We start from the raw sequence: 22,967 nt of genomic DNA, 5'->3' as shown, positions 1-22,967 counted from the left end.
ATTTATGGAAATATTTCAGTTGACTTTCGTGCTTTAAAGTTATATAGTAAAAACATCAACACTGGAGAGAAATGAGGAAGAATTATGTCCTGTTTGACATGCGGCTTTATCGGACTGGGACTGATAGGGGGTTCCATTGCAAGAGCCCTGAAGAAGTCTGTCCCGGATATCAAAATCATCGCCTATGATATCAGCCGGGAGACTCTTTCCCTGGCGAAAGATGCGGCAGTTGCGGATGTGACGGCGGAAGCTATCGATTCACACTTTTCCGAATGCGATTATATTTTTTTATGCGCTCCCGTGCAGCGCAACGACAGTAACCTGGCGGCCGTAAAACATGTCATGAAGCCGGAATGCCTGCTCACCGACGTGGGCAGCGTAAAGACTGCCATCCATGAGGCCGTAGCGGAAGCCGGGCTGGAGGGAAGCTTCATCGGCGGACACCCCATGGCCGGCAGCGAGCGCGTGGGCTTCGCCAATTCCAGGGCCTCTCTGCTGGAGAACGCCTACTATATCCTGACCCCCACCGCCTCTGTTCCCGCCGGAAAAACGGAAAAGTACAGACAGCTGGTGGCGAAGACGGGCGCGATTCCGCTTATATTGGACTATCAGAAACATGACTATGTCACCGCGGCAATCAGCCATCTGCCCCATGTCATCGCGGCCTCTCTGGTGAATCTGGTGCGGGAGCATGATTCCGAGGACGGCATCATGAAAATGGTGGCGGCCGGAGGCTTCAAGGATATCACGAGAATCGCCTCCTCCTCCGCACTCATGTGGCAGCAGATCTGTCTGTCCAATACAGCGAATATTTCTGCGCTGCTGGCCGACTATATTGAAGACCTGAAAGCCTTTCAGAAGACGCTGGACGCAAAAAACGAACCGGCCCTCTACGACCAGTTCGAACATGCCCGGGCTTACCGGGACTCTTTTATCAGCGCCTCCAGCGGCCCCATCAAGCGGGCCTACAATATCAGCGTGGACATCGACGACAAATCAGGCGCCCTGGCCCGCATCGCAGCTTTGCTGGCAGAACAGGGATTGAGTATCAAGAATATCGGCATTACGCATAACAGGGAATCTGACGACGGCGTCCTGAAAGTGGAATTCTACGATGAATCTTCCATGAATAGGGCCCGGGAAATCCTGACAGGAAAGGGCTATCATGCGGATATCCGCATCTGACCGATTGCGGTTTTGCCTGTCCGGAATCATCGGGACCGTTTCTTCCTGCCGTTTGCCTTGTGCCGCCCGCTGATTTTCAGGTACAATTCCGCCATACAGATACAGAGCAGCATGCCAAAAGCGCCGCCGCAGGTATCCAGCAGTACATCCGCAACGCTGGCATATCTGCCCGGCACGAAATACTGATGGAATTCGTCGCAGGCCGCGGAGAGGAACACCCAGATAACCGTCAGAAAATACAGCCCCTTGCCCCGCCTCATCCACTGGCTCCACAGGGTGTATACCAGGATTCCCATGCAGGCGTACTCGGAAAAATGGGCCAGTTTCCTGATTGGATGCTCAAAATATGCCGCAAGCTCCGCCATCCTCATATCGCTCCACCGGGCGCCGGACAGGGAATTCAGGATACTCACGCATTTTTCCGAAACAGACTGGCTCAGAGAGCCGGACTCCCCGGCATCCTGGGCGGAAAACCGGAAAATTATGCCATACAGCAGTAAAAGCAGGGCAGCGGCGACGGCTGTCACCGCAATCTTACGCCCCTGCCCTTTTCTCTCTTTATTCTCCATTGAATGTCTGGTACACTTCGATTCTCGCGGAATCCATCTCCGGCATACCGATGAAGATAGCGCCGTAGCCGTAACCGCCGGGCTTCAGTTCAATCCTTACAATCTGCAGGAAAGCGTGAATCACTTCCTTTGTCCAGATGGTCAGATATGCCTCGTATACTTCGCCAATCTGCAGCGGCTCCTCACATTCAAAGCCGATGCCGTTCTTGGATACGTCCGCAATCTGGATAGCCACTTCATTTCCGCTATTGCCATCCAGCCTCTTGATAACAAGCCTGGATTCCAAATCTGTTCTTTTTGTCTTCCTTCTCTCCTGTTCCATAATTCCTGCATCTCCTTTATCCGGTGAAATTCGCTTTCACCTAACATAGTTCCAGTATATCATTTTTTGGTCTATATCACAAGACAAAATTCAGGAATCTGGACAGGAACCAATCCGTTCCCCCATTCTCCCGTAATGCTCCCTGCATTCCTCCCAATGCGCATCCACCAGCCTGCGCTCCATCTTCCGGATGTCTCTGTAATGCCGCAGGTACAGCCAGAGCATAATCGCAAAATAGGGAGAGAAAAAGCGAAACAGCCTCACGAAATAGTCGGGACTGATCCGAAAAGCGGCGGATTTCTCCTGCAGGAAGAGAAGCAGACAAAATACCGGCGATTTTTCCGTTTCCCGCTCTATCCTGCATAATTTGGCCACTTCCTGATTGTGCAGGGTTCTGGTAGGGCTGTTGAAGTTAGATATAGATGTGGCGGAAATCCGATAAAGGATAATCGGACGGTTCACATAACACACTTTAATATCCCTATTCTCATCCAGTATCTTCTGGAAACAGGCCCTGTCGTTCACCGTCCGGAAACCCAGGATGAAGTCCAGCACGCTTTCCGACAATAGAGATTTCCTGTAGACGGCAGTGCCCATAATCGGAAAGCCGAGTTTTATAGCACGGTACAACGTCTTTCCCCGAATAAAACGCTGCAGCGCCACTTCCAGATAGGTGCCGTATGATCTGATGATATCGCCTTCTCCTGTGAATTTCAGAAAAGCGGTGCATATCATGTCATATTCTTCCAGCTTTGCCGTGATATCGAATAAATTGTATGGGGCGATCAGGTCATCCCCGTTCACCGCCACGAACCGCTCCCCCTCCACATGCCGCAGCGCATTCACATAATTGACGCAGATCCCCGCGTTTTCTTCCCTGAACAGCCTGTCTGTTTTGACAAAAAGCCCCTGGTTTTCATCAATCCATCGGTCGATGACCCGGCAGCTGTCGTCTGTGGAGCCATCGTCCGTGACAATCAGCTGAAACTCCTGCCCCTGCCCAAATCTCTCAATCTGATATTTGATGCTTTCCAGCATATACGGAACGACATCCGCCTGATTATAGCATGTGACCACAAATGTGAACATTTCCTGCCTCCGGTCTGCCATATGGCAATTGATTTTTTTACGGAAATATACTATATTAAATGTATTATAAATGTCTTACAGAAACGAGGAGATATATTTGATATCAGTAATCATTCCTGTTTACAATGCGGAGCGTTACCTGAACCGCTGCATCGATTCTGTGCTGGCCTCCGCCTGCGGCGACTTTGAAGTCATTCTGGTGAATGACGGCTCCTCTGACAGAAGCCCTGAAATCTGCTCTGAGTATGCGGAAAGGGACAGCCGCATCCGCCTTATCACCCAGAAGAACCAGGGGGTATCCGCGGCCAGGAATCGGGGCATCTGCGAAGCCATGGGAGAATGGATTGTTTTCCTGGATGCTGACGACTTCATTTCCGGTGATTTTTTAAGCTTGGTCGCCCGGCCCGAGTACCGGCACATGGATTTCATCCTGTTCCAGTTCGCGATTCACTCCTCCAATGTTTCCACGGTTTCCCGCGATACGGATGCTCCAAAGGGGACGCCTGCCGTAGCGCACTGTTATCAGGGGGACGGGATGCTCCCGCTCATCCGGCGGATTCTGGCGCCTCTGCCTCTGGACGACGGCTTTGCCCCGGACTTCCGCACTCCCTGTGCGAGGGCTTATAAAAAAAGCATCCTGGAGCAATACGCCATCCGTTTCTCCCCGGACATCAGAATCGGCGAGGATCTTCTCTTCAATCTGGAATACCAGCTGAAAGCCGGATCCTGCGCTGTCATCCCCAGGACTGTGTATTTCTATGATGTCCACGGGGACTCCTCTTCCCATCATTTCAGCCCATGGCTACACGAGAACCATGCCCGCCTGCTGCAGGCTGTCCGGGATGTCCTGGACAATTCCGGCATGTTCGCCGCTCTGGAGCAGGACTATTATTCCTATGCCCTGGAGAACCTGACCTATGTCCTGATCAGGGAGATTTTCAGCCCCCACAGCACGCGGAAGTACCGGGAGAGCCGTAAGCTCTGCCAGGAAATGCGGCGGAACCGGATGTACACAGACGCGTTTTCATATAATCGGAAAACCGGCATCCTGCCCAGAAAGATTCTGGTGTCTTTCTTCCGCCTGAAATGCTGTCTGATTGTAAAATTCATTTCCAGGATTAGCTATGTCTATCTCCAAAAAAGGTAAAATGGCATCCCTCCCCGGAGCTTCACTTTCCGCGGACAAATATTTTTCGATAGATTGGATATATTTTATCCTTCATCCAGCCGTTTACACAGTAGGCCCAGATGATTTCCTTCACTGCTTCGCCCGCGCTGAAATCCCCATATCGGCGCAACAGGCGCAGCGCGGTGCGGGCTTCTTTTTTCCGTCTGTATTTCAGCGAAATTCTGTAGCGCCTCCTGGCTTTCCAGCACGCTATCCGCTCTTTCGACTCCCTGTCCTCTATCCGGCAGATTTCCGCAATCTCGTCCACAAGGCTCTCGTAATCGCTGTACTTTTTCTCCTCCTGCTCCCGGGTGAGGGCCGTCCTGGAATGGCTGCCCTCACGAACCGCTACGCCGTATAATTCCTCACGGATTGTAAGACATTTATGGCGGTACATAAAGGGAAGCAGCATCTGGAAGTTCTGGCCCACGCCGTATTCCGGTATCCGCCTTTCGGGATAGATGGCGAAAAAGGAGGCCGATTTCAGCATATAACAGCCGCAGCACACAAAAGTCCGGGACTCCAGGATATCCCAGAACAGCTCTTCCCTGTCCAGGTCGCCCTGCTGCTCGTCAGCTTTCTCCGCCCTCTCCCCTGTCCCGGCGTTGAAATACCAGGACAGGGAACGGACACATTGGTACTCCGGGTGGTCCTGCAGAAACTCCACACGTTTTTCCACAGACTCCCGAGCCAACACGTCGTCGCTGTCCGGCCAGATCAGATATTCCCCTGTCACATAGGGCAGTCCTTTGTTGACCGCGGCGGAAGCATTCCCATGCTCCGCCGCCACTATCCTGTATCCGTAGCCCCGGGCGGCGAACTTCTCCCTGTATCCCTCCGCCACGGCCAGGGTTCTGTCCGAGGAGCCATCGTCCACCAGTATCATCTCTATGTCGGGATAGGTCTGCGCCAGCACCGAATCCAGCATTCCCGCCAGATGCTGCTCTCCGTTGTAGACCGGCGTGACAACGGAGACCTTTCCCTTGCAAAATTTATTTTCTTCCATCGCGCTCTGTTCCCTCCCGCACAGTCTGTCTTCCGCACATCTCTACTCGGACAGCAGCCCGTCCTTCTGACTCATGCATCCGCGCGGTTTTATTCGGAATTTCATCATTTTTTATTCACCCGAACGATTTTCTTATTCTCTATCCTGTATATCACATCGCACTCATTGGCCAGGCTCATGTGGTGGGTCACCATAATCAGGGTCTTGTTCTCCTTAATCTGGCGTATGGAATCGATGACTGCCATCTCCGTCTCCATATCCAGCGCCGCAGTGGCCTCGTCCATGACCAGCAGCTCGAAATCCTTGTACAGGGCCCTGGCCAGCGCGATCCTCTGACGCTGACCTCCGGATATGGCGGTTCCGTTCTCTCCGATCAAAGTATGTACGCCCTCCGGCATCCGCATCACATCCTCCCAAATCTGGGCGCATTTCAGGCATTCCTCCACCTTTGCCTTATCAATCTCTCCCTCATCCTCAAAAAAAGCCACATTATTCTGAATCGTCTCTCCGTTCAGGTACACAGTCTGGGGAATATAGCTCACCAGTTCGCCCATGCTGGCCTTGCAGGGGCCTTCCGAATCCCTGTGTTCTACAATGTCATAGTCATCAAAGAAGACATGGCCGCTCTGCGGCTTCAAAAGCCCCAGCAGCAGATCTACGAAAGTGGTCTTGCCCGCGCCGGAAGCGCCGATGATGGCGATGGAACAGCCCACCGGGATATCGACGGAAGCATCTTCGAATATCTTCGCCCTGTCATTGTAGCCGAAAGTCAGGTTCCTGACGGAAACCCCTTTCCTGAAGGTCAGCTTCTTCCGGCGGATATGGCTGCTGCGCTCTTCCTCTTTCTTCATTTTCCCATAGCCCGCCATGCACTCTTTCACCGCCTCATAGGACTTCCGGGCGAATTCCACATTGTTCATCCCGCTTAGGACGCCGTATGCCATGGGAAGCATCCGCACCAGCGCCGTGATGTACACCACCATGGGCGCAAGGATCGCGGCCAGGTTCGTGCCGAACACCAGAATCACGGCCAGCACCACGAACATGGCCGCCATGATGGAGTTCTGCAAGATCACGCCGATGCTGCTGACCTTGTACTTGTACTCTCCCTGCACCTGGGCGTAGTCGTTGCTGGCATCTCTGTATTTTCCCAGGACGAATGCCGAGCGGTCGTCTATCTTCATCTCCTTGAAAGAACCATACGCGATGGTGATTTGGGAATTGGCTTTGATGGAACAGGTTCTGCTCTTTTCTCCATATACAATCATCCGCGCGCGGGTGCGGAAAAACACAAATGCCATGAGCAGCAGCAGCACCGCGCTGCTGATCAGTCCTGCCCATTTGGAGACGTAGATCAGCACAACCGCATATCCCGCCATGGTGATGCCATTTACCACGATTCCGATGCAGTCCACTATGATCTGGATGCAGCTGGTCGTGTCGTTGCGCACCATGTTCAGGGCCTGCATGGCGGTCTTTTTGTTGTGCTCCATCAGTTCCTCTTTGATCAGCATTTCATAGATTTTCATGGACAGCTTCTGGGCGCCATTGTAGATGAAGCGGTTGGCGATTTTACTCTTGTATAGTTCGAAGAGACATTTCAGCAATGAGAGAAGCACCATAAAAAGCGTAAATGCTATCAGTCTATCGGATACGTGATTTTCCTGCACCACCTTGTTGATGATATAAATGATTACGGAGAAGCTGAAGATATCCACGATTGGGCTTATGAGGCCGAAAAACGCGTACAGCTTCCAGATTCTCTGCTCCTTTTTCTCCAGCGTTCCTGTCAGATATTTGAACATTTCAATCATGGCTCTTTCCCTTTCATCTTTTCAATGCACTTCGCCATAATGTCCTGAAAGACATGATGCCGATAAAAACAAATCGGAATACCGAAAACGGCAGTGTCCTGTAAAAATGCATGAAACGCCTGCGTCCCCTGGCTGGCTTGGTTGGGCTTTTCAGCCTGGGCTGCAGTGCCGCTTCTTCCTCACAGGCAAACCAATACAGGCCGTCCTTCACCTGCTCCCAAATCTCCCGGGCCTTTTTCGTGTGCAGTATGACGACGGAGGTTCCCATTCCGTCCTCCAGATCCGGCCTGACTTTCTCGATGCCCCAGAAGTCCCCGATGGTGAAGTCGCTGTCCCTGTCCACGGTGCAGTATCTGCAGGCATGGCAGGAAGGCCGTATGATATAGTCCGCAAAATACATTCTGCAATACACATCCCCATACAGGGAGTGCGCCTGCTCCCTGCCGCCTGCCACATAGGAGCAGGTATGTCCGTTGTCTTTATTCCGTTTATCTCTGAAATAGAATTGCGTCATCTTTCCGCCGGATTTTCGCTCCAGATATTTCACATAGGATGCCCATATTCCCGGGGAAGGCGCTCCATAGCAGACCAGCGCCGCGACAATCAGCTTGGGATAAGGCTCTTTCAGGAAAAGCCGCAGGGCATGGGCCTGGCAGGGCGTCCCGCAGAACAGCACCCATCTGTCTTCTTTCAGATGTGTCCGTATGCTTCGGTAGATTCCCTCCGGATTGCTCTGCACATACTTCGTCTTCTTCAGCGCCTCCAGCTCTTCCGCATTCCAGGCCTCCCTGTGCACAGCCTCCATATCCTCATTGAACGCAGCCCCGCAGACCACCCCCCGGCGCCGGAATACATACTCTGCCAGAATCGGGAACATGCCTCCGGAGGAACTGCCATGCCGCAATGCATCGTCCTTTGCCTGCACTCCGAAATAAAGGTTTTCCGGTTTCCCCTGTTCTGCTCCTTTTATGGGACAGACCTGCGTGCATTGCTTACAGTCGACGCATTTTTCCTCGTCAACCCGAGGATACCGAAAGCCCTCCTCGTCCGAAACCATACGAACCGCGCCTGCAGGACAGATATCCGCGCAGGCGCTACAGCCGCAGCATGCCTCTTTTTTCTCGTACAAATTCATTTCCATACCCCTTGCGCGCTTTGGCGCATACTATCAACAGCTCCAAGAATCTGTCCCTCAGTCTCATACGGGGGCGCGTCACGAGGGCTGTCCTGACCGCTGCATCAGGACAGATTTCCCAGCAGGAACTTCCCTGACTCTTTAACGGCGTCCCTTGTCTTCTGCCGCACCTTTTCCCAGTCTACCGGCGCATCGATATCGCTATTGTCGCTGTCATGGCATATTTTATCTTCCAATCCGTGAACCTGCAATATATTCTGCAGCCTGGCGCTGAGGCTTCTGTGGGCAAAAGCCAGGAATTTCTTCTGATAAATGATGCTGAAGGCAACCGCATGGAAAGAGTTGGTCACCACATACTCCGCCTGGTGGATGTATCCCAGAAATTCCGCAGGCCCGGCCGTCACATCCAGCTCAAAGCCCTTGTCCGCCCCCTGCTGCCCTGCCCGCACCTCGATGACCGGCAGGTTTTTCTCCCGGGACAGCTTCCGGGCGTATTCCGCCATCTTCTCATTGCTTTCGGTGACATATACGAGGATATAGCCCTTTCTGCCAGGCGCTTTCTCCGCTTTCTGCCACACTTCCTTTCCCAGGAAGAACACGGGATCCAGAACCGCCCTCACATCTCCCTTATAGAATTTCTGCACGTAAGGGATTGCCTTGGCTTCCCTGACGGACAAGGCGTCCACATGGCTGACCAGCCGCGCGAACTTTTCGTCATGCCGCGCATTTATGGACGTCCCGCCGAAGCTTGCCGCGTAGGCGATGACTTTCTCTTTCTTTTTGCTCTCAAAAGCGCCGAAATATGCTTTCCGCAGCCCGCAGGTGATATCCGGATTCCAGATTTGGTCGCTTCCCACTATGTAATATCGGTAAGGCAGTCTCCGCAGACCGCCTGCGGACAATATCTTCGGCTGTCCTTTTTCCATGAGATATTCCCGCCGGAATCGGTTCATGTTCGCCCTCTGTCTGGAAAACTGCTCCCTTACGCGCATATGCGTCCAGAAGCCGTTCCACATATTGAACAGTCCCCATATGCGGCCCTTCAGACCCTGAATCGGGGCATAGGGAATCCACCAGTGCCGGCCTGTCATGTAGGGCGGCTCATAGCGCACGATTTCAGCCCCTATCCCGCTGTCGCACAGAAACCGTTTCAGGCCGTATGCCTGCAGCATGGCACCGTAATTGTTTGAGCAGTGGAAAGTTATGATTCCCACTTCCGCATTTCTTTCCTTCATAATCACCGGCTCCTTCTATTCGTCAAAAAAAGGACAATTTTATTCAAAACTACATACACCGGATAGCAGGCAAAGCAGCAGACGAACAGCACCCTGTCGCTGAAGCAGATGCGCCGGAACATGGGATGCCGTCTCTCCGCCGCGGCGATTCTCCTCAGTTCCCTCCGGGCTTTATCTGCGCCCCCGCTCTTCTGCGCGCCATAGTTGCGCCTGATTTGATCTGCCACCAGAATCTCCCACCGCATCGCATGATCCGCGTGTCCGCTATCATACTCGCCGTCCCTGATTCTCCTCGCGCTCTCAAAATACCGCATTCCCTTTGCCGTCCCGGCGGAATTGGTCACGCTCTCTCCATGCATCCTGTAATAATACCATTCCTCCGGGCAATACGCGCTCCTCACCTGCCCCCTGACCAGCTGATACAGGAAAAAAGTATCCTCCCCATTCTTCAGTTCCGTGTCAAACCGCAGATTTCCGATGGCCTCCCGCAGAATCAGCTTTCCGCCGATACCCGACAAAATATCCGTATATTTTACATGAAACCACTCTTCCGTCCCGGCTTCATCCGCCGTCAGCCAGCCGGTCTGCCCCTCATGGGAGGCTCCTTTTCCCGGCCTTTCGGCGGTTCCTGCCAAAACCGTCTCCATCCGGCTGCTGTCCAGCTTCCTGTACACGCAGAAAACCAGCTGGGCATGATTTGCCTCCGCCTGCCCGAGCATTTCCTCCAGCAGGCGCGGATGGATGGCGTCATCACTATCCAGGAAGAAGACATATTCTCCTGTGGAAACTTCGATTCCGTGATTCCTGGCCGCGGATACACCTCCGTTTTCCTGCCGGCACAGACGAATCCTTTCGTCCGTCCCCATCAGCTCCTCGCACACCGCAGCCCCATTATCCGTGGAGCCGTCATCCACTACGATGATTTCCAGATTCCGGTATGTCTGGCATGTCACGGACCGGACGCACTGGCCGATGAAAGCTTCTCCGTTGTACATGGGAATAACCACTGATATCCTCTTCATGCAATCCATTTCCTCCCCACGGTATATAGCACAGCCTCCTGATGACGGCTTTCCCCGCTGTCCTCCCATAAGTGAAAAATCTTACAATTTTCAATAGCCTTTCTGTACGGAATATGTTACAATAGTTGCCGATATTCAGCGCCATTTCACACCAGACTAAAAAAGATTGGAAACCTATTTATGAAACGTGTCATGAAGATTATCCTCCTGCTCCAGATGATAGCGGCTCCCTTAACCAAAGAGCCTACTTTGCCGTTAACAGAATTACGTTTTACCGATTACGCATCTTCCGCCTGTACGGAATCAGCCTGCGAATTGAGAAATCCCTATATTGGTTGGTATCAGCTTTACGGCTATTCCCTCTCTGATGACAGTTCTTACGACACATCCGCCATTTCAGAGCAGGAATATGGCCCCGGCCTGGCTCTGCTGCAGTTCAATCTGCGCAATTATGCCGACAGCCCTGTCAGCGAAGCGGGACTGCGGCAGCTGAATGATATCCTGGCCGCATGGCGCTCCACAGGAAGACAGCTGATTGTCCGTTTCCTCTATGACTGGGACGGAGACGCCCTGGAGCAGGAACCACAAAATCTCTCCCTGATTCTGAATCACATGTCGCAGACAGCGGATGTCATCAACGACTATTCCGACTGCGTTTATATCCTCCAGGGCATTTTTGTAGGCGCCTGGGGCGAAATGCACAGTTCCAATTATATGAACGCGGAGGATATGCGCACTCTCATCCGGCACCTGGCGGCAGCCACGGATCCTGACATTTTCCTGGCCGTGCGCACACCGGAACAATGGCGCACTGTTGTGCGGAATCCGGATCCACTGTCCCCGGAAGAGGCATTTGACGGCTCTCTGGCGGCAAGACTCGGCATCTATAACGACGGCATGATGGGCTCCGAAACAGATATGGGCACCTATGCCGACGCCGACGCTTTCTTTTCCCGGACAGGCTTTGAAAAGCGCTCCCGTCAGGCAGAGCTCCTCTTCCAGGAGGCTCTGTGCCATTATGTGCCAAATGGCGGAGAAGCGGTCATCGCCAATCCGTACAATGATTTCTCTCCCGCCGTGCAGAATCTGGCCCAGACCCATGTCTCTTACCTGAACAGCGCCTATGATGAAGCCGTGCTGTCCAAATGGAAAGAATCCGTCTATCAGGGCGGGAATCTGTTTGACGGCATGAATGGATACGACTATATATCCAGGCATATGGGCTACCGCTATGTCCTCCGCTCCTCGGATTTTTCTTACGCACGGCCCGCCTCTCTCTTTTTGGTTCTGGAGAATGTAGGCTTTTCCGGCAGCTATCGGGCTTTCGACGTAGCGCTGACCCTGAAACGCTCAGACAGCAGCCAGGAATATACCTTTCCGATTCAGACTGATACCCGCTTCTGGATACCCGGAGAGGATATCCGAATCGAGACATCCCTGGAGATTCAGGAACTTACCGCAGGAACCTATGAAATCTTCCTGTATATCAGCGATCCTGTCTCGGGTTTCCCCATCTTTCTGGCTAACGAAGAATCGGACGATGCAGGCGGCTGTTATGTAGGGGCCCTAACCATCAATAAATTCCCCTAACGGGACTTTGTCATCAGCGCCCTGATTGGCGAATTGGATGACGCGTCCGTCCGCTCTGCGTTTCAGCAATAGATACAACCTGTCGCCCAATCTGCGCTCCCGGGAAGACGGCACTGTCAGCACAGTCTCCTGTCCGCTTTTCCAGTCTCTGGCATCCGTGTCCAGGAGCTTATAGGAGGCCTGGCCCGACCTGCTCTCCGTCACCAGGAAGCATTCCGCCTCTTCACACAGATTTCCGAATCCGTTGTTCCGAATCGTAATCTGCAGTTCTCTCTTCTTCTCCGATACATTCAGGACGGTAAACCGATACCCCAGATGACATCCGATATAGTCATATCCGCTTACCCCCTGCCAGCAGCCCGGCTCTTCCACGGTTTCTTTCCTCCAGCAGTCCAGCTGCTCCGGATGGTAGATGCTGTTCAGATAACCGGCATGCATCTCCTCCAGGTCTTCCGCAGCCTGCCGGTAACCAGTAAGAGGCTGACAGGAAAGAATCTCCCCGCCATTAGGGACAGCGTCCAGAAATCTGCTCTGCCACTCCAGCTCTTCCTCACGGCTCCAGCTGCCTGTCTCTCCCGCCTGCTCTCTGGCCATGGTGCCATATGTCCCCAAATCCGTGTCCGAACCGAAGATACCGTCATTGAACAGCGCCAGTTTCTCCTCCACGCCCGGGCCCGTCATCGGACTGACGGTTATCCTGCGCCACTGTGCCGGTGTGCGCACTGCCAGAAAACAATTCCCTTCCGTAATCCTGTACATCTGGTCTATCAGCTGGCACATGGAATCATCGTCCAGAAATTTGGAGCCGTGCATCTCTCCCCAGCTTCCCACGAAGATGCCCTGCAGCACCAGAATGTCCCTGAGATATGGCCGGAGCACTTTACCGACCTGCTCCATATGGCGCTTGACCATAGCAAGCGTCAGCGGCTCCCGCTCCATGCCCTTTCCCTCCGTGTCATAGGCGAAGCGCAGCAGCAGCTGTTTTTGGTTCCTGCGGAAAAACTCCAGAATCTGCCTGATATGATTCAGCGCGGCCTCCGAAAGCGGGGCAGTCCGGAAATCTCCGATATCAATCAGCGCCAGGGCAAGCTGCTCCTGCCTGCAGCTTTCGTCCAGCCATGCCTCCTCTTCCACAGGCCTGCCGTCTGCCGGAGGCAGCGCTTTAAAGTTATAGACATGGTACCAGCCGCAGCCGGGATTCATCAGGTTCCCGCTGCTTTCCCGGAAATCCGCTTTCACGAAATTCAGTTTATCCCTAAATTTTATCAGCACTCCTCAATCCCACCTCCGCGTCCATCTTCAGGAATTTCACCTGGAATATAATGATGACCGTGCTGTACATGACCCGGAGCATGTACCAGAAAGGCTTCAGCCCTGAATGCATGCTCTTGCCCGCTTTCCTGGCATGCATCACCGCCGGGACCTCCACCACCTTGAATTTGGCCAGCAGCATCAATACCAGCATGTTGGCGTCCGGATACTTGTCGTCAAAATGATTGTATTTGGAATAATAGAGGAACGCTTTCCTGCTCAGTCCCTGCAGCCCTGTGGTGGGATCCGAAATCTTTTCCCCCGTGACCAGGCGAATCATCCCTCTGAACAGAGAATATACAATTTTCTTGGGCAGGGAAACCGGGAAGTCGGAGCTGTCTTTCCGAAACCTCGCCCCCAGCACGATGTCCGGGCATTCCCCGTCCTCATCCGCCTCTTTCAGCTTATTGTAAAGAATCGGGATATTGCATACATCATGCTGCCCGTCTCCGTCCATCTGGATGACATACCTGTATCCACGGCGAACCGCGTATTTATATCCGGTCTGCAGTGCACACCCATATCCCATATTGAACAGTTGGGAAATCATAGGGTACTGCATCTCTTTCACGATCCAGTTGGTGGAGTCCGTGGAGGCATCGTTTATGACAAGGATATCCGCCACAGACGCCAGATCCAGTTCCTCTATCTGCGTCAACACTCTCCGAATATTCTGCCCTTCATTATAGGCAGGTATGATAATCAATAACTCTTTCTTATTCATCACATATCCCCCTATTCCAATTCCATAAGAATCTCAACCCAGAAGTTCTGTCAATTTCTTCAGTTCATGCTTCTGTTCCATATTCTTCCTCCCTGCCGCCAGTCCCAGTTCTTTTCTCTTCTCTTCATCCCCAAGCAGAATCTGAACGCTTTCCGCAATGCCCTCCGGCGTCAGCCGGCAGAGAAGACCGTCCTTGCCATGCTCTATCTGCTCTCTGTTGCCATTACAGTCAGACGCTATGACAGCGCAGCCCAGGGTCTGCGCCTCCTGGATGGCGATGCTCTTTCCCTCGAATCTGGTGGCATGTATGTAAATATCTGTCTGGGCATAATAGGGATACGGGTTATCCACGGCCCCTAAGAGCACAAAATCTTCTTTCAGGCGAAGAGCCGCTATCTTTTTCTCCAGCTCCTTTCGCTGATCCCCCTCCCCCAGCACATACCATCTTACTTTGCAGCCCCTGTCTTTGAGAATCTTCATGGCATCTATGGCTATGTCGTAAGCTTTCTGGAAATTGAGCCTCCCCACGGTCAGCAGGCGCATTCCCTCATATCCGTCCGAGAAGCCCCCTCTCTCCTTACTTCGCCTGCGGATTCCCTCCTGATCCACCAGATTATGAAAGATTCCGGCCTTGTCCGCATATTCCGGATAGACCGCCAGGAAATGCTCTTTCACCTCCTGAGAGACCATGAAAATCCGGTCAAAGGCATCCCAGCAGTTCAAGTCCATCTCTCTGGTATAGCCCGCGCTCTCATAGTCGATATGGATAAAGGCGCATTTTTTATCTGCCTTCACGTGATCCGCCACATAGTACGCGGAGGCTCCCTCCAGCCACGCCACCGCCAAATCGAATTTCTCCTCAAAACGCTCGCTTCCGTCCGAAAGCATCCTCCACAGCAGCTTGTCTGGCTGCCGTCTTCCGCTCTTTTCCATGGACATGAAACTTTTTCTGATATTCCGCAGTTTTTTTATCTGCCCGCCGTTTTTGAAGAACGCTCCGCAGACAGTCCTCATCATCCCCCATTTCCCCTGCCTGGACAGGACGGAATGCTCGTCGAATTTTCTATTCCGCAGCCTCACGCAGGAGGGCAGCTTTCCGATCATCTCTCCCTGCCCCATGATGACATACAGGGAAATCTCATATTCCGGGCTTTCCAGATATTTAAGCAATTCCAGCAGCGCCGTCTCTGCGCCGGCCCGGCCCATGGTGTTAATCACGAACAGAATCTTTTTTCGCATAGGCTTCCTCTTGCTCTCTGGCCATCTCCTCAAGCTCGGTCATCATGCGCTCACTCTCCTGGTTGAGCATGGACACCTGCATGGCGAGCTCCCTGTTCTTCAGATTCAGCTGGGAGATCACGAGGCTGTTCTGTACCTCCGTGAACAATATCAAGGCGCCCACGCAGAAAAACGCAAGTCTCGTCCCCGGCGCCAGCATGGTCGTCCATTCCGACAATATGGGAATCGCTCCCACCAAAACCATCAGGATTCCCAGCAACCCCCAGATCACGGCATAGTTCACCGCCAGTTTCTTGATGGAATGTGTCCAGAATCCGAACACGAAAAGCATGACCCCTACCACAATGAGACCGATCCTTATGGTAACTCCATCCATTTTGAATTCCTCCTGTTCCAATTACTTGACTTTATTTTGCAGTTCCCTCTCCCGCGGACGGCTCGTTCTTCGAGTACACTTTTCCGGGCGGTTGGGTGCCCATGCCGGGCTTCAGCAGGGACCCTGCACAGAATATGTGGGCATCCAGGTTCCGCTCCATGTACCGGAGCCTGAAATATGCGAATGTCCAGCCGCAGAAAGACCCGATGACCACACCAGAGCCGTACCACAGCTCCGGCAGATGCGTGGCCACGACACTGCCCAGAAAAGTCACCAGACAGAAAATCAGCGATGTCAGCATGGCGCCTGTCAAATCGTTGAAATAATACAGGAAAATTATCTCCGAATACATCAAGAACAGGATGAAATATCCCGCCGCCAGGCAAGGGTATATCCGCATGGTCAGGCTGGAGATACCGAATCCGGGCAGGAATACCACCGCCAGCAGATAGACCACCGCCGTGATGATGAACTGAATCCGCACCTGGTTCATCAGCTCCGCGGTAAGCTGGCGGAACATCTCTTTCTTGGCGCTGTCGATATCCGCCCCCTTGCCGCCTATGACCGCCTCGGAATAGGCCTTGTATTTGTCATGGAAATGCATCTCCACCCTTGTGATGAAGATAATCGTGGCGGAAATATTGGTGAACATGGCAAGACAGGTGGCCATATCGTAGGGCTGGTTGCACACGAAAGTCTTCACTACCACCAGCTTCATATCCGTATTCCAGAATACGAAATTATGTATATAGAGCCCCAGGATGTAGAAGAAATTCGCTACCACCAGCTTCCAGTACTTTCCGAAATATCGGAGCACCGATTTATAGCGGTTGCTGTTTTTGACGAAATACCGTTTTATAATCGCCAATTGCAGGACCGCCGTCACGAAGAATCCCGTCATCAGCGCAAAAAGCATGCTTTCCCGGATGCCCCATTTCATGATGAACCGCAAAAACAGGGAGAACAGAAACGCCCAAGCCATCCCGATAAAGAAGAACAGCGAAATCTTCTGATAATCCTTTGAAATAGACAGATAAATCATGGAATAGAATACCAGCACCAGGCCGATATATCCGCAATATCCCGTAAAAGTATAGAACACATCCACCTTGCCCACGAAATGCTCCCACAGACAGAACGGAATCCCCAGCAGGCTGCTCAGGGAGATATTCAGGAACAGCCCAAAGAAAAAGCAGGGACGGATGTCCTCATAGCGCTCCTCATAAACCACATCTGACATGTACTTTGAAAGCACGGAATTAAAGGGCGCTGCCGTCAGCAGGGCAAAGATGAAGATATAGAGCACGGAGCAGGAAAAAAGCTCCCTCTCCACAAATCCCAGCTGACTGAAGCCCAGAAAATGACTCATCAGCAGGATATTCAGAATAACCACCAGCATGGGAGTCACCGTGGACATGGAACTGTACGCAAATCCGGCCAGATGTGTCGTGAGCGTATTTTTTTCAAATAAACGATTCAACTTAATGCCAATGCCTGCCATCTGTTTCGTCCTTTCTCCTTAAAGCGGTCCGTATAATCCTGCCCGGATATCCTATCCCTCATCCATGCATTCCAGCCAAACATCAAGGCTGTCCGCAAAATCTTCGTATATCCCGCGGTATTTAGCCCGCATATGCTCAATCCGGTAACCGGACATCACTCTTTTGTAGCCGCTCTCCCCCATCTGCAGCCGCACGGGCTCGTTCCGCGCCATGTCCACCATGGCCTGGGCAATCTCCTCCACATTCATGATATGGGTCAGAATCCCTCCCGCCCCGAAGTCGTCGCTCTCTCCGTAAATCAGGCCAAAGCAGTTGCCTACATCCGTGGCGATCACCGGCACACGGGCCGCGTAGCTCTCCAGAATCGTCAGAGGCTGCCCCTCGCTGATACTGGTCAGAATTGTCACGTCCATCCTGCCCAGGTAGTCCTTGATATCAATCCTGCCGGTAAAGACCACGTCCTCCAGTTCCAGGGCTTCCACCTGCTCGAAGCACTCGTTCGCGTATTCCTTCTCCTCGTCACAGGGCCCCATAATCCACAGTTTCAGCCTGGGCTCCCGCTCTTTCGCGAAGCTGAAAGCCTGTATCATGGTCTTCACGTCCTTGATGGGCGTCACCCGCAGGATGGCTCCGATATTGAACTTTCCCTCATCTTCCTTTGTCTTGCCGGGAAGATTCTGCAGATGATCCACTGAGACGCCATTGGGCGTGACCATGGTCTTCTCCACAGGACAGCCCAGCTCAATCTGCAGCTCCCTGGCATGTTCGTACAGGCTGGTGACCAGATCCGCCCTCTCATAAGCCAGGGTGGACATCTTGCGGAACTGATCGATCCATACATTCTTGTAAGCGCCCTTTATCCATTCCGCCCGGAGCAGTTCTTCCTCCCGCTCCCTGGTATAGATTCCATGCTCCGATATCAGCAACCGGCCGCCATAGAGAGATTTGCCCATGCTGCCCAGCACGCCCGCATAGCCAGTGGCCACACAATGATACAGATCCGCTTTCGGCAGTTTCATTTTCAAAGTGAACAGCAGCGGCAGATACACGGAACGCATGGTCCAGAGGAAATCCGAGAAGACCAGCTGGCTGTAATGCAAGTCATAATATTCCCTGACAATCTTCAGGAAATCCTCCCCCATCAGCAGCTTATCCAGAGAAACCCTTTTGTTCTGGAACAGCTCGAACAGGGTATCCCAGTCCACCTGCCGGTTCAGCACCAGGCTGCGCAGCGCGGCGCATTCCTGTCTGTTCAGCTCATACTTATGCCAGCCTTTCCTGTTCCTGTCCCAGTCCACATCCTGGAGATACAATTCATGTACCTCCGTCACATTCTCCGGCAGCTTATACACGAATTTCCCGCTCTGCTCCCTGGCGCTGATAATCGTCTGGAGAACGAACTCCACTTTCGGAAAAGACTGAATGAGCCCGTGCACCCAGCTGGACACGCCGCCGGTCACATACGGATAACAGCCTTCCACTATTATACAGACCCTCATCTGATCTCTCCTATCCAATCGTCGCCTGCGGCAATCTGTTCCGCAGCCATCTATCTGTAAAGCCTCTCGTCCGCCGGCTCCAGCGTCAGCGTGACTTCGCTCTGTGCCGCCTCAATCAGGTAAGCTCCTTCTTCCAGCTCCTGCCAGCTGCCGCCCTCCATCTCCCGGATGGCTTCATTGTGCGTGCGCAGAATGAACCAGGCCGGTCCGTCAATTCCCTCTGTCCGCAGACGAATCCGATCGTCCGTCCGGCTGTCGCTGTAATCCAGCGCCAGGAACTGCCGGATGCGCATATCGCATTCCGCCGCGGTGGTTCTTGCAAACCCCCGAAACAGCCGTCCATAGGTGTCGATTGTAGTCGCCAGGCTCCGGGACAGCTGCTCCCACGCGCTTTTATCGTCATCCGGATACGCCACCCGGGACATGTCGAATGACACACTGAAATATCCCAGCGCGGTTTCCATACATTTATAGCGGAAATCGTTCTTATACGTATACTCCAAGCCGTCACCTAATATACTCTGGGCCGTCACATTCTCCGACAGGAATCCTACCGGACCGCTCTCCGTCTCATCGTAATCCCTGACAACGGTTTTGGCAGACGCCAGCAGCTGTGCCTCCAGCGCCTCCGCCATCTGCTCATCTTCCAGTCCTCCCGCATAAAAGGACGCTATATCGTATCCTCCCAGCACATCCTGGAAAAACCTGTAATCCTCCTCCAGCTTCTCTGTCGGGGAGATACCTGACATGTTCCGGGCCGACCATCCCGTCTCCACCGCCCGCTCATTGAATACTTTGAGATAATATTCCAGCTGCCTGCCGTCAGGCGGATTATCGTCCGAATAATCGTACTGCGGCGTCAGCATACAGGTGGCCTTATAGTTCTGCTTCTGCAGGGCCATCAGGATATTGGGCCAGAGGATTTCCTGGAACACCTGCTTTACAGAGCGACTGTAAAGCCGTTCCATCTCAGCCGCGTTTTCGTCCGCCAGGCTGGGATAGCCCGTCAGAATCATATTCTGGGCATTCAGCACCGGATAGATTTCATAGGAATGCATCTCCGCCGACATGGCAGACAGGATGCCTATTCCCTCCGGTCCCTCCATCAGTCCGCCGTTCACAGCGAACACGTAAGCCGTCCCGAAACTTTTCCTCCATAAGACAATCGGACATTGCTCCTCGTCCATGTCCATCCCCTCCGGGGCTCCTTTCATATAGACCTTTGTCCCCGAAGCCGGAATATACCAGGGAAAGGTCCTATCCCCCGGAAAGGCCCCGCTGCCCGGCAGCATCGTATCCGCGTCCGAACCCGCCTTTTCCCGGTAAAAAGTCTGTCCTCCCAGCAAAAAGCCCTCCCGAAGATACAGATTGGTCACAGTAATCTCATCCTCCAGCACTTTCTGTATGCCGAAAAGCTCCCTCGCCTGTCCGTTCTCTTTTATGACGGACACATCCGGAAGATTGCAGAATACCAGATGAACCCCTTTCTCCAGGCATGTATTCAGAAAATCGATTTCTTCCCCGGCTTCCCAGTCCACACAGGCGGAATCCAGCACCAGCATCTCCGGAAGATCCTCTTCGTTCCAGACGCTCTCATAGGCGGGCAGCGCGGGATATCCGGCGATGTCCCGCTTCGTATAAGTGACCCAGGCCTCCGCCGCGCTCATGGATAACTGATTCATGTCGCCGATGCAGACCACCCTGTCCCGGTCAGAAACAGTCTCCCCCCTGTCGGTCTCTGCCGCCTGCTCCTTTGGGTCTTTCTCCCGGGAGCCATCCGGCACATAGACATTGATATTTGAAGGATAATTCTCCGCCGTCTCCGTATACCTGTTCACCGCGTAATCATTCCAGCTGTCCTTCAGGTTATTGAGGCACATGCACAAAAACAGCATTGTAACCATCAGTATGGTAATCGAAAAAAAATTCCGGCGTGATATCATGTCATACTCTCCATTTTCGTTCCGTTCCTGCCAATTTCCGCAGTTCTTATTGGTTATAGCCGTAATCTATCGCAAAATTATATAAATTGTATACGTCCTGGCGTATGCGGTAGCAGATGAACTCGTCCGACTCATAATACACTTCCATCTCATTGGGATACAGTTCCCGGAATGCCTGCGCCCAGTAATACATATGGGACATGGTCACCAGCCTTTCACCTTTTATATATGGTTCGATTCCTCCCTCCGTGGATAAAGGCTTCCTGGCGTCCGCCGGGGAAACCTCCCATCCAGGTCTTATGGCGCTCATGATATCCTGGTAATAGACCGGCTTCTTCTCAACGAAAAAGTACACCACATCCGTGGGAATCGTCAGGCTCGTATCCTCGTCCATCTCCTCCAGCACCCGCAGGAACTCAATCATCTCATAATGGTATCCGCTTTCTCCCATCATCTGGCGTTCGTCATTTGCCGAACATATCGTCCAGGAGGCGTCCCTGTTTTCTCTCATGATATTCGTCAGGCAGATTATCGCCCCATTGGTCTCACAGGCGCTGAGACGGACAGGCGTCCTCACGCCCGTCATCACTACCGCAGAGCAGGCAGCTGCCAGCGCCGCCAGGCCGCCGAAATTGATTCCCCGCCGCTCCAGAAACAGCAGATACACCACTCCGTCCAGGCACAGGCTCCACACAATTGCCATTCCGTACCCGATATAAATGGAGTACCGCGAAACGTCCATCACCTGCGGCAGACCCAGCTTTATGGAAGCCTGAAGAAGACAGAGAATCCCCATGGGCACGCTCACGGCCACCATTACCGCCCCATAATCCGGCCTGCGCAGGATATACCACAGAAGCCCCAGAACAAACAGCGCTCCCACACTGCCCAGCATAAATCCAGCCGCGGTTATGCTGTCGTTCGTCACATAATAGCGCAGTTCTCCCAGGACCGTGTCCACGATACCAAGCGGTTTTCCCTCCGATCCGGCCTTTCCTTCCGTATCCTGCGCCTTCTCACCTTTCTGCGCGTCTGCCCTTTCTTTCTCAGTATCTATCTCACTTTCAGAAGAGGCCATGTTCATTCCCCAGTACAGGGAGCCCTCAAGAGGCGTCCCCGTCGCATAAGCCGCCGCCATGGGCAGCACAGCAATCAGTACACCTGTGGCCCCCGCCAGCAGGAGCCATTTCAGATACCGCCAGCGCAGGCAGCGAAAGCAGAATCCAACCGCGATTCCGGCACAGAACAGCCCCGCTATCATGGTATCGTAGAAGTGGACGGCCAGCGTCAGGGAAATGCTGGCTGTGAACAGAATCAAAGAGTGTTTGGACAGATACTCTTTCTCCTGAAGAAAAGCGATTGCGAACCAGACAGAAGGAAGAATAAAAATCAAGCCGTACTCCTGTGGCAGCGGCGCGAAATACCTTAAATAGGTATATTGGTAGAATATATTCGATGTTATGTAAACCACCACCCCGGCATAAGGCGTATATTTCGACTTACAGACCATCTTCAGAAACGCCAGCAGCACCAGATGAATCATGAGGACCTGTACCAGGGCAAATACCCGCAGCAGCACATAGACAGGAATCGCGAACACCTCATGCAGATAGTATATCAGGCAGTGGAAGCCAAAGGGATATACGCCGTTTACAAAAATACGGTTATCCGTCATGGAGTTGATCCAGTAATTGTGTACTGTCATGTCGGATGTACAGTACCCATAGATACTGACCGTGTTCGTTCCGTACATATACAGTACCAGTCCCGCCACCCCCAGCGTCAGCAGCGCGTCCATCCAGCGAGGCGCCAGCCATTTCCCCAGCCAGCCGGAAGACAGCTTTCCGATTCTGTTCCCCAGGCGCAGCATGAAAGTTTTCGCGCCCATCTTGCCCTCCAAGACAATCCTGAGCCCATCCGTCCTGCGCTCCAGCGCCGACAAAAATGAATTCCTGTACTTCCCTGCCGCTGCAGCGAAAAAAGGAATCAATGTCCCGATGACCAGAGTCGCCCTGTTCGATAAATGCAGAAGCTGGAGCAAAAGCACCAGGTTCATACAGTAGAAATTGCCTGCTATGCTATATGCCATGAACCTTGCAGGCGTCCTCATATGCCCGAATTTCCTGCGCAGCAACAGCCATGGCAGCCCCAGCGTCACCCCCAGGTATGCCGCCGATACACCCAATATCTGAAAAATGGTAAGCATTGTCATTGACATATCGTTTCCCATGCCCTTCC

The 22,967-nt window shown here is 53.0% G+C and carries 19 protein-coding genes; 3 read left to right on the top strand and 16 right to left on the bottom strand.

What is annotated here, in order from left to right; all coding sequences use genetic code 11:
* Nucleotides 1–84: 84 nt before the first annotated feature.
* On the top strand, nt 85–1,185 hold the full coding sequence (locus NFS35_RS17385) for a prephenate dehydrogenase (protein WP_251208381.1): 1,101 nt from the start codon (nt 85–87) through the stop codon (nt 1,183–1,185).
* Between the two features lie 26 nt (nt 1,186–1,211).
* On the opposite strand, the gene NFS35_RS17380 is transcribed toward NFS35_RS17385, so the two are convergent.
* The 3 genes from NFS35_RS17380 to NFS35_RS17370 form a co-directional block, all read right to left on the bottom strand.
* Nucleotides 1,212–1,754, bottom strand: a complete 543-nt coding sequence (locus NFS35_RS17380; RefSeq protein ID WP_251208380.1) for a VanZ family protein — start codon at nt 1,752–1,754, stop codon at nt 1,212–1,214.
* Nucleotides 1,744–2,076 (bottom strand): PilZ domain-containing protein, encoded by a 333-nt coding sequence (locus tag NFS35_RS17375; protein ID WP_251208379.1) that lies wholly within the window; start codon nt 2,074–2,076, stop codon nt 1,744–1,746. Before NFS35_RS17375 ends, NFS35_RS17380 begins: the two co-directional genes overlap by 11 nt.
* A 90-nt stretch (nt 2,077–2,166) precedes the next feature.
* On the bottom strand, nt 2,167–3,165 hold the full coding sequence (locus tag NFS35_RS17370; protein ID WP_251208378.1) for a glycosyltransferase family 2 protein: 999 nt from the start codon (nt 3,163–3,165) through the stop codon (nt 2,167–2,169).
* 97 nt (nt 3,166–3,262) lie between these two features.
* Here NFS35_RS17370 and NFS35_RS17365 point away from each other — a divergent pair, with 97 nt between their 5' ends.
* The gene (locus NFS35_RS17365; protein ID WP_251208377.1) at nt 3,263–4,312 is read left to right on the top strand and encodes a glycosyltransferase family 2 protein; all 1,050 of its coding nucleotides are present in this window, start codon (nt 3,263–3,265) and stop codon (nt 4,310–4,312) included.
* Between the two features lie 22 nt (nt 4,313–4,334).
* Here the strand turns inward: NFS35_RS17365 and NFS35_RS17360 are convergent, their stop codons facing one another.
* The 5 genes from NFS35_RS17360 to NFS35_RS17340 all read right to left on the bottom strand — a co-directional run bounded on the left by NFS35_RS17360 (nt 4,335) and on the right by NFS35_RS17340 (nt 10,545).
* Nucleotides 4,335–5,339 (bottom strand): glycosyltransferase family A protein, encoded by a 1,005-nt coding sequence (locus NFS35_RS17360; protein ID WP_251208376.1) that lies wholly within the window; start codon nt 5,337–5,339, stop codon nt 4,335–4,337.
* A gap of 104 nt (nt 5,340–5,443) precedes the next feature.
* Nucleotides 5,444–7,153: an ABC transporter ATP-binding protein gene (locus NFS35_RS17355; protein WP_251208375.1), complete on the bottom strand. Its 1,710-nt coding sequence runs from the start codon at nt 7,151–7,153 to the stop codon at nt 5,444–5,446.
* A gap of 13 nt (nt 7,154–7,166) precedes the next feature.
* Complete coding sequence (locus NFS35_RS17350) at nt 7,167–8,288, bottom strand: Coenzyme F420 hydrogenase/dehydrogenase, beta subunit C-terminal domain (RefSeq protein ID WP_251208374.1); 1,122 nt, start codon at nt 8,286–8,288, stop codon at nt 7,167–7,169.
* 104 nt (nt 8,289–8,392) lie between these two features.
* Nucleotides 8,393–9,523 carry a polysaccharide pyruvyl transferase family protein gene (locus NFS35_RS17345; RefSeq protein WP_251208373.1) on the bottom strand — a complete coding sequence of 377 codons (1,131 nt, stop codon included), beginning with the start codon at nt 9,521–9,523 and terminating at the stop codon, nt 8,393–8,395.
* A 2-nt stretch (nt 9,524–9,525) separates the two neighbouring features.
* The gene (locus NFS35_RS17340) at nt 9,526–10,545 is read right to left on the bottom strand and encodes a glycosyltransferase (RefSeq protein WP_251208372.1); all 1,020 of its coding nucleotides are present in this window, start codon (nt 10,543–10,545) and stop codon (nt 9,526–9,528) included.
* Nucleotides 10,546–10,725: 180 nt separating this feature from the next.
* Between NFS35_RS17340 and NFS35_RS17335 the strand changes: the two genes are divergently transcribed.
* Entirely contained in the window at nt 10,726–12,135 is a 1,410-nt protein-coding gene (locus tag NFS35_RS17335) for a DUF4832 domain-containing protein (protein WP_251208371.1), read from the top strand.
* Here NFS35_RS17335 and NFS35_RS17330 read toward each other — a convergent pair.
* From NFS35_RS17330 to NFS35_RS17295, 8 genes are read right to left on the bottom strand one after another with little or no spacing between them, the layout of a single operon-like run.
* The gene (locus tag NFS35_RS17330; RefSeq protein ID WP_251208370.1) at nt 12,112–13,407 is read right to left on the bottom strand and encodes a DUF4874 domain-containing protein; all 1,296 of its coding nucleotides are present in this window, start codon (nt 13,405–13,407) and stop codon (nt 12,112–12,114) included. The genes NFS35_RS17335 and NFS35_RS17330 overlap by 24 nt on opposite strands.
* A complete protein-coding gene (locus tag NFS35_RS17325; protein WP_251208369.1) occupies nt 13,391–14,170 on the bottom strand; it encodes a glycosyltransferase family 2 protein in 780 nt (259 codons plus the stop codon). Before NFS35_RS17325 ends, NFS35_RS17330 begins: the two co-directional genes overlap by 17 nt.
* A 33-nt stretch (nt 14,171–14,203) precedes the next feature.
* Nucleotides 14,204–15,409, bottom strand: a complete 1,206-nt coding sequence (locus NFS35_RS17320) for a glycosyltransferase (RefSeq protein WP_251208368.1) — start codon at nt 15,407–15,409, stop codon at nt 14,204–14,206.
* Nucleotides 15,381–15,785 (bottom strand): DUF2304 domain-containing protein, encoded by a 405-nt coding sequence (locus NFS35_RS17315; RefSeq protein WP_251208367.1) that lies wholly within the window; start codon nt 15,783–15,785, stop codon nt 15,381–15,383. Before NFS35_RS17315 ends, NFS35_RS17320 begins: the two co-directional genes overlap by 29 nt.
* Before the next feature lie 31 nt (nt 15,786–15,816).
* Nucleotides 15,817–17,286, bottom strand: coding sequence for an exopolysaccharide Pel transporter PelG (pelG, locus tag NFS35_RS17310; RefSeq protein WP_251208366.1), 1,470 nt, complete (start codon nt 17,284–17,286; stop codon nt 15,817–15,819).
* A 51-nt stretch (nt 17,287–17,337) separates the two neighbouring features.
* Complete coding sequence (pelF, locus tag NFS35_RS17305) at nt 17,338–18,786, bottom strand: GT4 family glycosyltransferase PelF (protein WP_251208365.1); 1,449 nt, start codon at nt 18,784–18,786, stop codon at nt 17,338–17,340.
* A gap of 50 nt (nt 18,787–18,836) precedes the next feature.
* Nucleotides 18,837–20,729, bottom strand: coding sequence for a DUF2194 domain-containing protein (locus NFS35_RS17300; protein ID WP_251208364.1), 1,893 nt, complete (start codon nt 20,727–20,729; stop codon nt 18,837–18,839).
* Nucleotides 20,730–20,775: 46 nt separating this feature from the next.
* A complete protein-coding gene (locus NFS35_RS17295; RefSeq protein ID WP_251208363.1) occupies nt 20,776–22,947 on the bottom strand; it encodes a hypothetical protein in 2,172 nt (723 codons plus the stop codon).
* Nucleotides 22,948–22,967: the final 20 nt, after the last annotated feature.

Source organism: Acetatifactor aquisgranensis, from assembly GCF_943193215.1.
GTDB classification, from domain to species: Bacteria; Bacillota; Clostridia; order Lachnospirales; family Lachnospiraceae; genus Acetatifactor; species Acetatifactor aquisgranensis.
The sequence above is the reverse complement of the archived record's forward strand: the minus strand, read 5'-3'. Positions and strand labels throughout refer to the sequence as shown.